This window comes from Sphingomonas sp. BL-S-28, assembly GCF_055521515.1.
In genome coordinates, this window is sequence record NZ_CM145484.1 from 3706978 (window position 1) to 3723933 (window position 16956).

Consider the following 16956-nt stretch of genomic DNA (forward strand, 5'->3'; position numbering starts at 1 on the left):
CCGTTTGAGCGCGAAAAGTCCCGGCTCACCCAATCGCCAGCGGAGCGTCGTCGGCCTCGTCGTCGTTAAGCAGACGCTGCTCGTCTGCGGCAACGATCGTCGGCGCGGGCACGGTGAAGAACCCGCCCGCTTCCGCCTGCGAGCCCACGGTCGCGCGCGAGGTCAGGCTGATCAGCCAGGGCGAGGCGAGCAGGCCCAGCGTCAGCGGCGAAAGCCACAGCGCCGTCATCGGATCGATGAACACCGTCGCCGCAAAGGCCAGACCCAGCGCGATGTGTTCCTTCAGGTCCGGCAGAACCTCCCGCACGCCAATGCGCCGGGCGTCGCGGTCCTGCGTGTTCCAGTGCACGGGAATGCCCAGCGCCAGCCCGAACAGCGCCTTCACCTGCATGACCATGGTCACCGGCGCCAGCAGGATGGCCAGCGGCACCTCCAGCGCGACCGAACGCAACGCGCCGCCCCAGCCGCCGAACGCGCGGCGGCGGGTCTGGTCGGCCAGCACCCAGAGCGTCCCCATCGCCTTGGGGCCGAACAGCAGCAGCACCGTAAGCCCCAAAACACTTGGCGGGGTCGCCCCCACGAAGCCCTGTCCGCCCCGTGCCATGGCGGCCTGCGCGATCGCGGTGATCAGCAGCAGCAGCCAGCCCGGCGAGGTCAGATAGGCCGAAGCGCCGATCAGCAAATGCAGGCGGCTGGTCCAGTGCAGGCCCGATGCATCGAGCAGGCGCAAGTGCTGGAGATTGCCCTGCATCCAGCGCCGGTCGCGGATCGCGTGATCGACGATGGTGGGCGGAAATTCCTCATAGCTGCCGTCGATCATCACCATGTGGACGGCCCAGCCCCGGCGGCGCAGCAGCGCGGATTCGAACATGTCGTGGCTGAGGATATGCCCGCCGAACGGCGGCTTGCCCGGCAGTTCGGGAAGACCGCAGGATTCGGCAAAGGCACGCGTGCGCACGATGGCGTTGTGGCCCCAGAAGTTCGCTTCCGCGCCCGACCACCAGAGCAGTCCAGCCGAAGCAATCGGCCCGTAAGCCTCGCTGGCGAAGCGCATCCAGCGCTGGAACAGCGTCTGCGCATTGATGATCATCGGCACGGTCTGGAGCAGGCCGATGGAGGGACGTTCCTCCATGATTGCCGCCATGCCGATGATCGCATCGCCGCTCATCAGCGAGTCGGCGTCAAGGATCAGCATGTTCTCGTAAGCCGCGCCGAAGCGCTGCACCCATTCGGCAATGTTGCCGGGCTTGCGCGCGATGTTCTTTTCGCGGCGGCGGTAATAGACGTTGATCGGCGCTTCGGCGGCCACTTCGCGCCATGCCGCTTCCTCGCGCTTGCCGTGGAAGGCGTTGGAATCGCTGAGTACGAAGAAGTCGATCCACTCGGCGCCGCCCGAAGCGGCGATGGATGCGGCCATGGCGCGCACGCGGCCGAAGGTGGCTTCCACGCTCTCATTGTAGACCGGCATCAGCACCGCAGTGCGATGGCGCAGCGACGAGGCCGGGCTGGGCACGGCGGTAAAGCCGGGATGCTTGCCGGTGATCAGCTGCAGGAATCCGATTGCCGAAGTGACGAAGCCGAACGAGATCCACGCGAACAGCGGCACGAAGAACAGCAGCAGCACCACGTCCAGCACGCTCAGTCCATCGCGGGACAATGCGAAGCGCACCTCGCTCGACGCGGCCAGCGCGATCACGGCGGTAACGACCAGCAGCAGCAGGCGCTTCACTTGCATCCCGTGGGGGCTGGTGCGCACGGCGATGGAGCCCGGCGCGATGCCATAGAGGTCCTGCACCGGCATCGCCAGCGGCGCTTCCGGCGGAAGCGGGGTCAGCTTGCGGTTCATGCCTGCACTCCCTGAATCACGGTCTCGCTAAGCGCCTGTCCCCCGCGAGACAGGTAGACCCTGACTTCGGGAGACGGCATGGCCGACGGGCGCAAGTCCAGCGTGACGCGCCAGCGGTTTTCCGCGCCCACCACCGGATAGGCGGCCGATGCCACTACGGCAGCGGCCGGCAGCCCGGTCACGGCGGTAACGCCGCTGTCGCGGGTCAGCCCCTTCAGCGCGGGGCCTTCGAAATCGAACACGAATTTGCGCGCGTCCTTCGGGACATTGCTGTCCCCCGGCTTGCCCGCCGCACCCTGCCACGAATCGACGCAGCGGGCCGATGCGGTCTGGCTGGGATCGTCGGACGTCCAGGTCAGCTTGTAGGCCAGATCGCGCCGCTGCCCGGCCTTGGCCGCCTCGTCAGAGAGCCAGAAGGCCGCGATATTGTCGACCGTCTCGGTATTGGTGGTCATCTGATAGAGCACGACCGCGCCCTTGCCCCAATCCCCCTGCGGCTCCACCCAGAGCGAGGGGCGACGGTCGTAGAACGCGCCGTCGTCCTGATAGTGATCGAAGCGCTGATCGCGCTGCAACAGGCCGAAGCCCTTCACACCGTCCGCCCGCATGGCGTTGGTGCGGGTGAGATGCGGGTTGCTCAGCGGCACCCACATCCGCTCACCATTGCCGGCGTGGATGGCAAGACCGTCGGAATCGTGGATTTCCGGGCGCCAGTCACCGCGCTTGGCGGGGTCGGACTGGTCGTACCAGAACATGCTGGTGATCGGCGCCAGGCCCAGCCGCTCGACATCGCGGCGCAAGAACAGGCTGGCGCGCACGTCCTGGGTGACGGCCTGCTTGCCGCCTGAAACACCGTGCGTGCAGTCGAACGCATAGGCGCCGGTCACGCTAGGCCCATCAAGGGCGGCGTGGATGCGCACCCGTTCCGGCCCCAGCTTCTCTATCCAGAACTCTGTGAAGGCAGGGAATTCCTCTGCCTTGGGCATGGCCGTGTCGATCGAGACACCGCGCGCCGAAAGCCCGTATTGATCGCGCGAGCCGGACGCGCGGAAGTAGGACGCCCCCAGGAACGCCAGCCAGTCCGAATGCTGGTCGGCCGTCATCACGCGAAAACCCGCCGGATCGGCGCGGTTGTTGCCGACGAAGAAACCCCGCGTGTCGATCAGCTGGCGGGCTGCTCCATTTTCCACGAGGTGGATCTTCACGGCCTGCGGCGCGACGCCGCGGCTGGTGGGGAACAGGCGCACATCGCCGGCCAGCGACTGCGCGTTGCCGTAAGTCAGCTTCACTGCGGTGTCGAAGTCTGCCGCGGCATGGGCAGAGGCCGCCGGTGCCGCCCACGGACGCGCCGCCGCACTCTGGGCATTGTTGACCAGATTATCCCACGAAAATGGCTGCGAAGGTCCGAAATTCGGCCCGAGATTGGGGGCGCGGCCCGCTGCCACCGCAGCTTCCGCCAGACGCGGAATCGCGAAAATCCCAGCTATCGAGGCCAGCATGGCCGAAAATTCACGTCGGCCTAGTGCGGAGCCGCGCTCGGCAGCGACCGGGTTGCCCGTCTGCGGGCCCGTTTCCCTCATGTTGCTTCGTGTCATGGGCTCTATACGCACCGGCGATCGCAAAGTTGCGCTGCAGTGCGTCGTAAGGGTCCTTCTTCCATTTCAATCCGATTCCGGACGCGCAGCCCGAATGTCGGAGACATTATGCAAATGCGAATGAACGGGCCATGACCGGCTGGTGCCGACGTGGTCCGTAGGGTTTCATGGCTTCTGCGGCTGGTTGCGCCATCCAACGATGACTTCGGCACCGGGCCGAAGGTCGTTGGCGAAGACTTCCGTGCGCTTGCCGTCGCCAGCGCCGGCCGAAACATAGACGCGGCGCGGCTCTCCGTCGCCCGAGACGAGATAGATGCGCGGCTGATTGCGACCAGTCGAGTTGCCCCCCGGACGAGCCTCGCCATTGCCGGCCCCCGGGCTACCCGGCTCGAACGTCAGCGCTGCGTCTGGCACCAGCAGCACGTTTTTCCGTTCCGGCAGAGCCACTTCCACCGTTGCCCCCATGCCCGGGCGGATCGCCTCGGTGGGGTTTTCCAGCGTGAAGACGGCGCGGCGCGATCCGGGTGCGTCGGCCCGATCGGTCAGGATGCGGGCCAGCGTGGCCTGCTGCGCTTCGTCCGGCATGGCATCCAGCCGCACTTGCGCCACGGTGCCTGCCTCCAGCCCGGCATTGCCTGCACGGGCCAGCGGAATCTCGATCTCCAGCGTTTCGCCGCTGGCGGCCAGCGTGAACAGCTTCATGCCCACGCGCACGCGCTGCCCGGTGCGGATATTGCGTTCGACCACATAGCCCGCGAAGGGCGCGGTCACCACGGCGGCGGCCAGTTTCTCGCTGTCCGCCTTCAGGCTGCTGCGCGCGGCGGCAACCCGTGCCTGTGCGGCGGCGACTTCGCGTGACGTGCGTTCCGCTGCGGCGCGTGCGGCTTCCAGTTCGTTGATCGCGGGCACGCGATGGCCGGACCGGCGCCAGACATCCTCGAACCGGGCAAGCTTTGCCGTCGCCTCATCCCGCGCGCCGCGTGCGGCGGCAAGGTCGGCCTCGGCCGCGGCCACCAGTGCGCGGTCGGCGGTGAGCGTGCTGCGCAGCGGTTCGGCATCGATGGTGGCAAGGACCTGACCCTTCTCCACCTTGCCCCCGGCAGGAACGCCCTCGGCTGTGACTGTGCCGTCCAGCGCGGCGGCCAAGGCCACTTCGCCGCTGCCATGCACGGTGCCGCGTTCGGACAATAGCGGGGTGATGCTCCCCTGCTCCACCAGCGCGGTGTAGTAGGGCGTATCGCTGCCGCCCAGAAAGCGCACCAGCAGCAGGATCAGCGCCACCACCGCCGCCGCCAGCAGGGCGATACGCAAGAGGTGCGTGCGCCCGCGCCGCGCGCCGAAGCCCAGAAAACTGTCGAGGGCGACCTCATCGCTCTCAGTCACAGCTGGCATCTCCCGCCGCCGGCGCAAGGTCGGCGGCCGACCAGCCATCGCCGCGCTGAAGGTGCAGGCGGATCATGCCCGACGCGCGTTCGGCACGCAGGCCCAGCCGCGCTTCCTCAACCGAAAGCGCCGATGCCTCCGACACATAGAGCGTCGCGAAATCGCCCATGCCGGCGCGATAGGCGGAGCGGGCATCCTGCACCGCCCGGCGCGACCGTTCCGCGCTCTGCGCCAGCGCCGGTTCGCGCGTATCGAGCGCGACGAGCGCCTGACGCGTGCGGCCGATCTCTGCCCGCGCGTCCAGTTCAGCCTTGTCCAACTCGGTCAGGCCTTCGCGCAGCAGTGGCGGCGTTGCCGGATCCGCCGGTTTGGCCTCCGCCGCGTCGATATCGGCCTGGGTCATCTTCTCCTGCTCGATCCGGGCCAGCAGGCGATAGCGCAGCGCCAGCAGGTCCGCCCGGTGGAGTGGCCCCTCATCGGCAATGCCGGGCGGATCGCGGCCCAGATCGGGCACATCGCCGGTTTCACCCAGAAGGGAAAGCAGGGCGGCGTCTTCCATCCCGGTCATCCGCGCCAGTTCGGCCCGCGCGCGATCGAAACGGGCGCGCGTCGCCGCCAGATCGGCATCGGCGACACCGGCCATGCTGCTGCCGATGCCGCCGTCTATCGCCGTGACCAGCCCGGCCTGACGGCGGAATTCGGCAATCGCGGCATTGTCGCGGAACTGGTCCAGCCGCTCGGTACGCAGGACCAGCACTTTCTGCAGCCGCCGCACTTCGACATAGGCCAGCGCTACAGTGGCCGCGCGTTCGGCGCGCGCCTGGGCATAGGCATAGGAGTCCGCCCGCAGCGCTGCCGCCCGCGAAAGGCCCTGATCGGCGCCCACCAGCTTGCGCATCTTGCCGGTCAGGCGGCGATCGGCGGAGGCATCTTCCTGCATCTGCGCATTCAGCCGCGCGGCGCGGCAAGCCAGATCGTGATCGGCGGCAATGCCGCGGGCGATCAGATCGGCCAGCAGCGGGTCGCTGGCATTCTTCCACCAATCGCCGTCGACTGGCGCCTCCACCGCAGGCTCCGGCGCGGCCGGCATTTGCGCGGCCGGCTTGTCCTGCCCCGTGCACGCCGCAAGCGCGCACGACAGGGCTAAGGAAACGGCCAGGGGCAGGCGCCTCAAGTTCGATGCTCCAACATTTCGCACGCGCGCAGCGATAGCAGCAAAGTCCCGAGAGGCAATCATACTGCGCGTGCGAAGGCCACAAGTTCTTGCAGCCGGGGACAAAAACGGATCACCGGCGCAGGCATGACGGTGCCACCGATGCCACCCGCACAAGCCGATTTGCCGCTGGCTAACTTTTGATCCATTGCGTATCATATCCTCCGATCGGCGCCCCGGAGACGGGCGCGTGCAAGTACAAACGCACGGGGAGAAATAGGGTTGTCGGAAGGAGAGCGGCCATGAACGCCGAAATCGCACCCGGACTGGCCGATAGTGCCAAAACGTGCCCTTACGCAGGGCGGGACGACCGCAAGAGCGCCCGCATTGCCGAGGCCAACCTTACCCCGCAGGCCGGTTCGCGCGTGGTCGGCTCGTTCGCCATGGGGCGCGACGTTCTGCGATCGCCCAAGGTGAAACAGGCCGGCGCCCATGCCGAAGACACCGACATCGCCAACCCGGACGAAGTCTCCTTCTTCTTCCTAGACGGCGATCTGCACCGCAAGCGCCGCGCCGCCGTGGCCGGGCTGTTCGCGCCCAAGACCATCGTCACCCGCCATCAGGCGGTGATGCACCGCACGATGGACGAACTCGTCGCTCGGCTGCGCGAAGGCAAGCCGCTGCCGCTGGACGAACTGAGCTTCCAGATGGCGGTGGACGTTACGGCGGAAATCGTCGGCCTGACGAACAGCGACAGCAATCGCAACCTCGCAAGGCGGGTGAAGGCCGTGCTGGACAGTTCGCTGGAGCGCCGCCCCGGCCGGCTGGGCAACCTGATCTTCAATGCCAAGATGCTGCTGCGCGTCGGCCGGTTCTACCGCAAGGACATGGTGCCGGCGATAGAGGCGCGCCGCAAGCAACCGCGCGAGGACGTGATCTCGTTCATGGTGGGCGAGAATTACTCGCGCAAGGGCATGATCATGGAGTGCCTCAGCTACGGCGGGGCCGGGATGATGACCACGCGCGAATTCATCGTCATGGCCGCCTGGCACCTGTTCGACAAACCGGACCTGCGCGAACGCTATCTTTCGGGCAGCGAGGCGGATCAATCCGCCATCCTTGAGGAAATCCTGCGGCTGGAGCCGGTCGCCTCGATGCTCCATCGCCGCGCGGTGGAGGATCAGCCGGGGATGATGGCGGAAGGCGAAGTGGTGTGCGTCTCCATTCGCGAGGCCAATGTGGACGAGGCGATCACCGGCCCCTGCCCCTTCGAACTCGATCCCGACCGGGCGAAGCGGATGAAAGTCGTCGGGCCCTACATGAGTTTCGGAGACGGCCCGCACCGCTGCCCCGGCGCGCAAGTGGCTTTGCACGAAACGCGCATTTTCCTCGACCGGATGTTCCGCCTGCCAGGAATCCGCCTCGTTTCGGAGCCCCGGATCATCTGGAACAGCTTCATTCAGGGCTACGAACTGCGCGGGGCGCTCGTCGCCTGCGATCCGGCCTGACACTTATGGTGTGTGTGAGGTTCATCGACGCCGGGGGAACCGTGCGCGAAATCGAGGCGAGCGAAGGCATGTCCTTGATGGAAAATGCGGTCGCGCAAGGGATCGAGGCGATCGAGGCGGTCTGCGGGGGGAACTGCTATTGCGGCACGTGCCGCGTGCATCTGACGCCCGAGTGGTTCGAACGGCTCGGCGCGCCGGGGGACTACGAAGGGCCGGTGATCGAAGCATCCGGCGACGAGCATCCGCGTGTGCGGCTTTCGTGCCAGCTTCAGGTGACGGAGGCGTTTGAGGGGCTGGTTGTGGAGACGCCGGCCTCGCAGAGTTGATACGTTGCGGGTTTAGCCCGCCCGGCCTCACGCATCCCTCGTCATTGCGAGCGCAGCGAAGCAATCCAGAGCGGCGTGGTGCTGCCCTGGATTGCTTCGCTGCGCTCGCAATGACGAGGAAGGTTTGGGTTGCCGAAACAACCGATCCACCACTGCCTGCCCCCTTTTCGTCATCCCCGCGAAGGCGGGGATCCCGCTTCCTTCGCGCAACGTCGCAGAAGAAAAGCGGGGCCCCCGCCTGCGCGGGGGCGACGAGCGTTAGGTGTGAGCGTAGAGCATGGTCTTCAGAACCGGGACGCTACCGCGTCAAAACCGCCCCCCTTAAACCGGCAGCCCCACATAATTCTCGGCAATCACCCGCCGCGCATGCTCGCTCGACGCGATGTAGTCCAGCTCGGCCAGCTGCATCCGGCGCTCGAACGGGCCGTCTTCGGGGAAGCGGTGCATCAGTTTGGTCAGCGACCAGCTGAAGCGCTCCGCCGCCCAGACGCGGCGCAGGGCCTTGGTCGAATAGGCCGGAATCGCGTCGTTATCGGCGTTCTTGAAGAAGCCGGTCAGCGCTTCGTGGGCGTAGTAGACGTCGCTGGCGGCGAGGTTCAGGCCCTTGGCGCCGGTGGGCGGCACGATGTGCGCGGCATCACCGCAGAGCAGCAGGCTGCCATGGCGCATCGGCTCGAACACGAAGGACCGCAGCGGCGCGATCGACTTCTCGATAGAAGGCCCGCGCGTAATGTTGGCGGCGGCATCGGGGCCGAGGCGGATCGCCAGTTCGTCCCAGATCCGGTCGTCGCTCCAGTCTTCCAGCTTCTCGGTCAGCGGCACGTCGATGTAGTAGCGGCTGCGCGTGTGGCTGCGCTGAGAGGCGAGCGCGAAGCCGCGTTCGTGGTGCGCGTAGATCAGTTCGTGGTTGCACGGCGGCACGTCGGCCAGGATGCCCAGCCAGCCGAAGGGATAGACGCGCTCGAAGGTCTGGCCGACGCTGGCGGGGATCGCCTGACGCGAGGGGCCGTGGAAGCCGTCGCAACCGACGATGAAGCGCGCGTCAATGCGGTGCTCGGCGCCGTCCTTGGTGTAAGTGACGTAGGGCGCGTCGCTCTCGATATCGTGCAGGGCAACGTCGGCGGCCTGATAGATCACTTCAAGGCCGCGTTCCTCGCTCGCTTCCATCAGGTCACGCGTCAGTTCGGTCTGGCCATAGACCATGACCTGCTTGCCGGTCAGCGCCTTGATGTCGATACGGATCAGGCGCTCGCCGTCGGCAAGGTTGAAGCCATCGTGCGGCAGCCCCTCTTCCTTCATGCGGGCATCGAGGCCCAGCCGCTCCATCAGCGCGACGGTGCCCTGTTCCAGTACGCCGGCGCGGATGCGCGAGAGGACGTAGTCGCCGGTCTGACGTTCGAGGACGACGCAGTCGATCCCGTCGGCCCGCAGCATATGGCCGAGAAGCAGGCCGGCAGGGCCTGCGCCGATGATGGCAACTTGGGTACGCATAGATCCTTCTCCCGATCGGGTGCGCCGCTGGGGCCACCGCAATACTTGCCCTTGGATTGACACCACGGCGGTTCTGGCGGAATGCACCGGACGGCCATTGTTCAGGTACTTTCAGGACACATTCGAGTCGGTCATGCCCACCTCTCGCCCCGTTCCCAGCTACGTCCTCTACGGTGAGGAGATCGCCGAAAGCCTAGCGGAATTCGGACATATCGAGACGATTGCGGCGCGAAGTTCCTTGCACGACTGGGAAATTGCCCCGCATCGCCATGTCCGCGGCGTGCAGGTCATGCTGGTATCGAAGGGACAGGTGACGCTCACCATCGACGATACGACCGAGACTCTGGAAGCGCCCTGCCACATCGTCATCCCCGCCGGCAGCATCCACGGTTTCCGCTTTCGGCCCGAGACGGTCGGCTATGTGCTGATGCTCAGCAGCGGTTTTGCGGAGCGGCGCAGCGGAGCGGGCGATCCACTGCTCCACGCCGCGACCCACGGCCGTTTCGCATCGACGCCACTGGAAATACTGGGGCGGGTCGAATTTCTCTGCGCCGAGATGCTGGCCATCCCGCAGGACTGGCGACGGCCGAATGCGCTGTTCCTGTCGATGGCGGAGGCGCTGCTGCGCTCTCTGCTGCCAGAGGAAGAAGCAGCGGACGACGGCAGCGGCGACCAGCGCATTTCGCATTTGCGCCATCTGGTCGAACTGCACTTTCGCGACCAGTTGCCGGTGGGCTGGTATGCGGAGCGGCTGGGCATGACCACGCGCACTTTGACACGCCTCACCCGCGCGCGGCTGGATTGCACGCCGCAGGACATGCTCCACGCCCGGCTGGCGCTGGAGGCGCAGCGGCTGCTCTGCTTCGCCAATGCCAGCGTGGTGCAGGTGTCCAACGAACTGGGCTTTTCGGACCCTTCGTACTTCTCGCGCTTCTACCTGCGGATGACCGGGCACCGGCCGCATCTGGACAAATCCACCCACGGCCACACGGCAGAAGCCTGATTTATTCCGCTGCTGCGCCGGGTTAAGAGACACATTCGAGAGAGATGAAAGGCGCATTCCCGCGATGAGCAAACCCGTCTGGCGCGATGGCCCGCGCGATGGATTAACCGGGCTGGCCATGGCCGGGCTGATCCTGCCGGAAAGCGTCGCCTATGCGGAGATCGCCGGCCTTGCGCCCGGCCGCGCGCTGGCGGCGGCGATTGCCGGGGGACTGGCCTATGTGCTGGTGGGGCGCAGCCGCTTCGCCGTGGTTTCCCCCACCTCCTCCGCCGCCGCGATCCTTGCCGCGACGCTGGCCAGCCTCTCCGCCACCGGCCCCGCGCGGGAGGGACTGGCGACGGTTTTGGTGGGCATGACCGGGCTGATTTTCCTGCTGCTGTCGCTGCTGCGGCTGGGGAGCCTTGCCAGCTTCGTCTCGCGCCCGGTGCTGCGGGGTTTTGCTTTCGGGCTCGCGATCACCATCATCGTGCGGCAGTTGCCGGCGATAGCGGGCATCTCGGTGCCATCGGGCACGATCTTCACGGTTCTAACCGGTCTCGCAGGGCGGGTGACGCAGTGGCACGTGCTCAGTTGCCTGCTCGGCATGGCGACTTTGGCGGTGCTGCTGGCGCTGCGCCGGATGCCGCAGATTCCCGGCGCGTTGATCGTGCTGGTCGCTGCCGTCGCGCTAGGGGCCGCAGTGGACCTGCCCGCCCATGGCATCGCCATCGCCGGACCGGTCGGGCTGGAATGGCCGGACAGTGCATGGCCGTTCTCCACCACCACGCTCTCGCACCTCGTCCAACTCGCCGCGCCGATTGCGCTGATTCTGTTTGCCGAAAGCTGGGGCACCATGCGCACGCTGGCCCTGCGCCATGGCGACGCGCTTTCGGCCGATCGCGAACTGGCCGCTATCGGCACCGCCAACCTCGCCTCCGCATTGGTGCAGGGGATGCCGGTGGGCGCGGGTTTCTCGGCCGGATCCGCCAACGAGGCAGCCGGCGCATCCAGCCGCTGGGCGGCGACGGCGGCCAGCCTTGCCCTGCTGGCGATGGCGCTGTTCGCTTCCGGCTGGATCGCGCGCATTCCGCAACCGATGTTGGCGGCCATCGTCATCGCTGCGCTGACCCACGCGCTTTCGCCCGGGCCGCTGCTGCGCCTGTTCCGCATCCGCCGCGACCACTGGATCGCGCTGGCCGCCGTTCTGGGCGTGCTGACTTTGGGCGTGCTCAACGGCATGCTGCTGGCGGTGGTGCTATCCATCATGCACATGCTGTACGAACTGGCGAACCCGTCGATCAGCGAACTGGGCCAACTGGGCGACGGGCATGAGTTCGTCGATCTCACGCGCCATACGCAGGCGCATCGGCTGCCGGGCGTCGTGATTTTCCGGCCCAACGGCCAGCTCGTCTTCGCCAATGCCGAGACGGTGCTGGGCACGATCGCCCGCCGCGCTCGGGCCAGCGCCGCGCGAGTGGTGGTGCTCAGCCTTGAGGAGAGCAACGATCTCGACAGCACCGCCATCGAGGTTGTCGCCGAGTTCACGCAAGCTTTGGAGAAAGCCGGCAAGCACGTGATCCTCGCCCGCGCGCATGACCGGGTGCGTGATGTGCTGGCGGCGGCGGGATGCGATGTGCTGGCGGAAGGGTCCACGTTCAGCGTGGCGCAGGCGGCGCGGCGCGCGGCGGAGGTTTCGGAAGACCTGTCCTCCCCGGCACGGGGAGGTGGCAGTCCGCAGGACTGACGGAGGGGATTGGCGTCCTCACGAGACGTTCGTGTGAACCGCGACTCCCCTCCACCACCCTTCGGGCGGTCCCCCTCCCCGTCCCGGGGAGGACTTGAGCTTATTTGCCGCCTTCCAGCACCACCGGCCCGATCAGACCCGCAGGCCGCAAAGGCGCATCCGGCTTGTAAGTCGGCATCGCACTCCAGGTGATCGGCTTGGCGCCCGGCTGGGCATCGCCGATCAGGCGGTTCACCCAAAGATCGGCCACCTTCACCTCGATGGTATTGGCGCCCTTCTTCACCGCCTTGCCGATGTCGATCCGGTAAGGCGCATGCCAGACCGCGCCGACAAGTTGGCCATTCACCCGCACTTCGGCGAGATCGCCCACTTGCCCAAGATCGAGCCACAGCGGCTGCCCCGCCTTGGCGCCCTTCGGCAGCGTGAAGCTGCGCGCATAAGTCGCCTCGCCGGAGAAGTACTTCACGCCCGGATCGTTGCTCTCATTGAGCGGCGCCAGCTTCGCCATCTGCGCGGAAGCGGGCGCGCCGCGATCGGCCTGGAAGCGTACCGCCCAGCCATCGTCCAGCGAGGCGAGCGTCTGCACCGGCTTGGCCGGCAGCGTCAGGCTCTGCTGCGTGGCCGCCTTGCGGAAAACCACGAAGACCGCATCGTCCGCGACCAGCGACAGCGGCACCACCGTCTCGCCATTCTCGATCCGGTAGCTGACCGGCTCGGCACTGCCGGTTTCGGGATGCCAGAGTTCGGGCACCTTGCCGGTGACGCGGAAGTGCGCCTCGATGCTCTGCGGCGCCGCCTGCGGGTTGGAAAGGTAGTAGATCTCCCCCTGTCCGTCGCGGCGGTGGACGAAGGGGATTTTCGCGCCCGGCGCCGCGCCGGTGAAGCGGAAGTCCGGCGCCACGCCCATGGTCCCCAGCGCGCTTTCCACGTCCTTGCCCGCAATCACGCGACCCTTGCCGACGGTCGCATCGCCGCTGCCCGGCCAGAGCTTCGCCACCAGCGCGGACCATTCCGCGTCCTGCGCAGCCATTCGGCTGGGCGTCGAGACCGGCGCATTGCCAATCACCGTCGCACCGCCTTCGACCAGCGCCGCCAGCTTCTTGAGCGCCCCCAGCGTCATGCGCTGCGAGGATCCGCCAAGGTAGATCGCCCGATAGCGTGCACCACTGGGTGCGACGACTTCGTTTCCGTCATTGGACAGCAGCCCGGTCAGCGCATCGTAGCTGAGGAAATCGTAGGCATGCGAAACCGGCGCATCGGCCACCGGCTTATCGCCGTAAAGCCCGGTCAGCGGCGCTTCCTCGCCATAAAAATAGGCCACATCGGCCACGTTCCGCCCTTCCTGAAGCAGCAGTGAGGAGCGCGAGATGTAGTCCACCCAGGGCTTCGCCATCTCGCCCCAGCTTTCCATCCGGTTGAAATACTGGCCGAAGATGAACAGCGAGAGGCCCGGCTTCTTGTCATCCACCGGCACGTGGACCGATGTGTGCACCACCGGCCGGTTGACGCCGGTGATGAACTCCAGATCGATGATCCGCTTCAGGTCCTTCGGCGCGAAGTTCCACGGATTGAGCGCGGCGGTCATCGATTCCGCTGCCACCAGATTCTGCCCATAGAGGTGCGCGACCGATGCCGCGCCCTTGATGTCGGCCAGATAGCTGGGGTTTGCCCCCTGCTCGCGCGAGTGCGTCCACATCGCCGCCATCGGCACATCGGTGTGGCTGCGCATGGTCATGTCGTCGCCCAGCGAGGGGCGATGATCTTCCAGCGCTTCTCCATAGACTTTCAGGCCGTTCTCGTGTGCTACCTTGGCAACGGTGCCGTAGTGCTCGCTTGCCATCAGGTCGGCCAGAGTGCGGCGATAGTCGTAGAGGAAGCGGTCGCTGTCCTCGCGGCTGCCGATCAGGGTGCCGGTGATCGCAGGGAGCCACGGCGTCGGGTCATAGCCGCGCAGGCGCTTGAACTGCTCCACCATCTTCGGCGTCCAGTTGGCGGCGCCGACTTCGATCGAGTCCGTCAGCAATGCGCGCACGCCGCGCTGCCCCACCATATCCGCCCCGGCGGCATCCTTGTACATGCCCAGATAGTGTTCGAGGTAGCGCCGCACCGCGTCGCCATCGAACTTGTCCACCTCAAGCCCGGTCGCCTCGGGCGGCGCGGGATGGTTAGTGGTGCCCAGCAGCGAATAGCCCATGCGGATCACGCGCCAGTTGCCGGCAGGAGGCGTCCAGTCGAGCGTGCCGTCCGGCCGCATCTTGCCGGTAAGGTCGATCACTTTCGCCGCATCAGGGCCCTTGGCGCCGTCGGCCGGATTGGCCAGCGCGTAGTAGTCATGCACGGTGGCATAGCCGGCCTTGAGCTGCGACTGATCGATCACCGCTTCGCCCGAAAGCCGCAGGTCCACCAGGCGGAACGGCATTTTCGCGGCGCCGCCCATCATCGCGCCGAAATCCATGGCGATGCCCGGCGCGGGCGCGCCCATGTTGGACATCGACGGCGAAAGCGGCGTCAGCACCACGCGGAACTGGCGCGCGGTGACCGGCGCGAAAGCGATGGTGGTGGGCACCTGCTCGACATGGAAATCGGCCACCTTGCGCCAGGTCTTGCCATCGTCGCTGGCTTCGAGGCTGGGCGCGACCGAAGGCCCGCCGAACATCTGCCGCGCGCCGGGCAGGAAGATCGAGGCGGAGCGGATCGTCTGCGGCTTGGCGTAGGAGAGCAGGATCGCGCTGGGACTGTCCGGGGTGCCATGGGTCACATCGATACCGGTGTTCAGGTTGCCGTCCCCGATAGCCTGACCGTCGATCGCGGTGCCGTCCGCTAAGGTCGCGCGCGGCATTACCTGCGCGGGGGTCGCCATGGGCACTGCCAGTACGGCCACGTCCTGATAGTGCTGCGGCGGCTCCTCACCCTTCTTGCCGGAGATCATCTCCTCGATGCTCCTGCCCATCGGCAGGTCCTGATAAGGTCCGGTCGAGACCGGCGGTGCGGTGAGCTTGCCAGCGAAGGGCTTGCCGCCCGTCACCGCCGTCTCGCTCCAGACCAGCTTCTTCAGGCCATCCTCGGGCTTGACCCAGGGGCCGCCGGTTTCGGACCAGCCGGGCGAGGCCGCGATGGCCAGTTCCAGCCCCTGCCGATCCGCCTCATGCGCGGCGAAGCGGAAGGCATCCTTCCACTCCGGCGTCATGTAGACGAGGCGGTGATCGACCACTTGCGGCGTCTGCAGATTGGCATCGAAGTTCTGGAGGCCACCGATGCCGACGCGCTTCATCCATGCCATGTCCTTGGCGATGCCGTCCTTCGAGATATTGCCGTTCATCCAGTGCCACCAGACGCGCGGCCGCGCGGAATTGGGCGGATCGCGAAACTGGTCTTCCAGCGGGGCAGCGGAGGTATCGGCAGAAGCAGGCGCCTGCTCTTGCGCGATGGCGGGAACGGCAACAAGTGCGGTGGCAACGCACAGCAGAGTACGCAGCGTGTGGATCGGCATAGTCCCTCCCGGATCCAGATGGTTATGATTTTTCGCGCAGTGGCGATGCCGGGAGGGCTTTTGCCCTTCCCGGCGGCAGTTCAGGTATCGAGGCGGATCAGACGATCCCGGCGCCCAGGCCCACGGCCTTGCGTTCCTGCGCCTTGCGGTCGCGCCAGCGGCTTTCGCGGTAGACGCCCAGCACGTCCGCCGCGCCGCCCGCCTCCACGCGCGCCTTGGCAAGGATCGGGCCGACATCGACGTTGTAGGCCCGGCGCAGCGCCTGGAAGGCCATCATCGTATCGTTGGCTTCCTGCGCCAGATGCAGCGCCTCGCGGTCCACCAGCAGCGCCTTGGCATAGCAGGAGCCGATGGCTTCGGCGGAGGAGAGCATGGACTCGATCGGATCGGTGACGTTGTGCGACTGGTCGATCATGTAGGCGGGCTTGAACCCGTCACGCGGGGCCAGTTCCGCCTCGACCAGTTCGTTGAACACCAGGAACAGCTGGTGCGGGTTGATCGAACCGGAATCGAGATCGTCGTCACCGTACTTGCTGTCGTTGAAGTGGAAGCCACCGAGCTTGCCGAAGCGGTGGAGGCGGGCCACGATCTGCTCGATATTCACGTTCGGCGCGTGGTGGCCAAGGTCGACAAGGCACTTGGCCTTGGGGCCCAGTTCCTGCGCGGCAAGGATCGAGGAACCCCAGTCGCTGATGACGGTGGAGTAGAACGCCGGTTCGAACATCTTGTGTTCCAGCAGCATCCGCCAGTCGTCGGGCAACGCGGCATAGACTTGCGCAGCAGCATCCAGATAGCGATCGAGGCTGCGGCCAAGGTCCTGCTGGCCGGGGAAGTTGGTGCCGTCACCCACCCAGACGGTCAGGTCGGTGGAGCCGAGCTGCTTGCCGATCTCGATGCATTCGATGTTGTGCTCCACCGCCTGCTGGCGCGTGGCCTCGATGGTCGAGGAAAGCGAACCGGTCGCGTAAGTGTGCGCCTGATCCTTCTGGTCCTGGAAGGTGTTGGAATTCACCGCATCGAAGCCAAGGCCGAGGCTGGCGGCTTCCTCACGCAGCGCCTTGTAATCGCTCACCTTGTCCCACGGGAAATGCGGCGAGACGCGCGGGGTCAGGCGCGACAGCTGGTTGATGACGGCGCAGTCCTGCAGCTTTTCGTGAATGTTGGTGGGTTCACCCGCCAGTGGGAACTTGGCGAAGCGGGTGCCGCCCCGGCCCGCGCCCCACGAAGGAACGGCGACCGAAAAACCGGCAACCTTGTCCTTGATCGCATCGATGGCGATGCCCGAACGCTCCAGCTTGCGGCCGAGCGAGGCATATTCATCCTCCAGCGCATCCGCCGCACGGGCGTTGGCTTCGGCGATCAGCTCTTCGGAAATCGGCAGTCTGCTCATTCTTGTATCCTCTTGCCCGATCGGGGAACGCGCCGGTTCGCGCGTTCC

The 16956-nt window shown here is 66.6% G+C and carries 11 protein-coding genes; 4 read left to right on the forward strand and 7 right to left on the reverse strand.

Annotation, left to right across the window (positions count from 1 at the left end):
• Window positions 1–25: 25 nt before the first annotated feature.
• The 4 genes from mdoH to ACZ1JC_RS25985 all read right to left on the reverse strand — a co-directional run bounded on the left by mdoH (window position 26) and on the right by ACZ1JC_RS25985 (window position 5998).
• Window positions 26–1846: a glucans biosynthesis glucosyltransferase MdoH gene (gene mdoH / locus ACZ1JC_RS25970; RefSeq protein ID WP_465137419.1), complete on the reverse strand. Its 1821-nt coding sequence runs from the start codon at window positions 1844–1846 to the stop codon at window positions 26–28.
• Window positions 1843–3426: an OpgD/OpgG family glucan biosynthesis protein gene (locus tag ACZ1JC_RS25975; protein WP_465137418.1), complete on the reverse strand. Its 1584-nt coding sequence runs from the start codon at window positions 3424–3426 to the stop codon at window positions 1843–1845. The genes mdoH and ACZ1JC_RS25975 overlap by 4 nt, the downstream gene beginning before the upstream one ends.
• 180 nt (window positions 3427–3606) lie before the next feature.
• Window positions 3607–4824, reverse strand: a complete 1218-nt coding sequence (locus tag ACZ1JC_RS25980) for an efflux RND transporter periplasmic adaptor subunit (RefSeq protein WP_465137417.1) — start codon at window positions 4822–4824, stop codon at window positions 3607–3609.
• Window positions 4817–5998: a TolC family protein gene (locus ACZ1JC_RS25985; RefSeq protein WP_465137416.1), complete on the reverse strand. Its 1182-nt coding sequence runs from the start codon at window positions 5996–5998 to the stop codon at window positions 4817–4819. The genes ACZ1JC_RS25980 and ACZ1JC_RS25985 overlap by 8 nt, the downstream gene beginning before the upstream one ends.
• A gap of 281 nt (window positions 5999–6279) precedes the next feature.
• On the opposite strand from ACZ1JC_RS25985, the gene ACZ1JC_RS25990 reads away from it, so the two are divergent.
• The gene (locus ACZ1JC_RS25990; protein ID WP_465137415.1) at window positions 6280–7485 is read left to right on the forward strand and encodes a cytochrome P450; all 1206 of its coding nucleotides are present in this window, start codon (window positions 6280–6282) and stop codon (window positions 7483–7485) included.
• Between the two features lie 14 nt (window positions 7486–7499).
• Window positions 7500–7811 carry a 2Fe-2S iron-sulfur cluster-binding protein gene (locus tag ACZ1JC_RS25995; protein ID WP_465137414.1) on the forward strand — a complete coding sequence of 104 codons (312 nt, stop codon included), beginning with the start codon at window positions 7500–7502 and terminating at the stop codon, window positions 7809–7811.
• 321 nt (window positions 7812–8132) lie between these two features.
• Here the strand turns inward: ACZ1JC_RS25995 and pobA are convergent, their stop codons facing one another.
• The gene (pobA, locus tag ACZ1JC_RS26000; protein ID WP_465137413.1) at window positions 8133–9302 is read right to left on the reverse strand and encodes a 4-hydroxybenzoate 3-monooxygenase; all 1170 of its coding nucleotides are present in this window, start codon (window positions 9300–9302) and stop codon (window positions 8133–8135) included.
• A 133-nt stretch (window positions 9303–9435) separates the two neighbouring features.
• Between pobA and ACZ1JC_RS26005 the strand changes: the two genes are divergently transcribed.
• Together ACZ1JC_RS26005 and ACZ1JC_RS26010 are read left to right on the forward strand one after the other, a co-directional pair.
• Window positions 9436–10305: a helix-turn-helix domain-containing protein gene (locus ACZ1JC_RS26005; protein ID WP_465137412.1), complete on the forward strand. Its 870-nt coding sequence runs from the start codon at window positions 9436–9438 to the stop codon at window positions 10303–10305.
• 64 nt (window positions 10306–10369) lie between these two features.
• Window positions 10370–12028: a SulP family inorganic anion transporter gene (locus tag ACZ1JC_RS26010; RefSeq protein ID WP_465137411.1), complete on the forward strand. Its 1659-nt coding sequence runs from the start codon at window positions 10370–10372 to the stop codon at window positions 12026–12028.
• Between the two features lie 100 nt (window positions 12029–12128).
• Here the strand turns inward: ACZ1JC_RS26010 and ACZ1JC_RS26015 are convergent, their stop codons facing one another.
• On the reverse strand, window positions 12129–15518 hold the full coding sequence (locus tag ACZ1JC_RS26015; RefSeq protein WP_465137410.1) for a glycosyl hydrolase: 3390 nt from the start codon (window positions 15516–15518) through the stop codon (window positions 12129–12131).
• Between the two features lie 97 nt (window positions 15519–15615).
• A complete protein-coding gene (gene rhaI, locus ACZ1JC_RS26020) occupies window positions 15616–16908 on the reverse strand; it encodes an L-rhamnose catabolism isomerase (RefSeq protein WP_465137409.1) in 1293 nt (430 codons plus the stop codon).
• Between the last annotated feature and the right edge of the window lie 48 nt (window positions 16909–16956).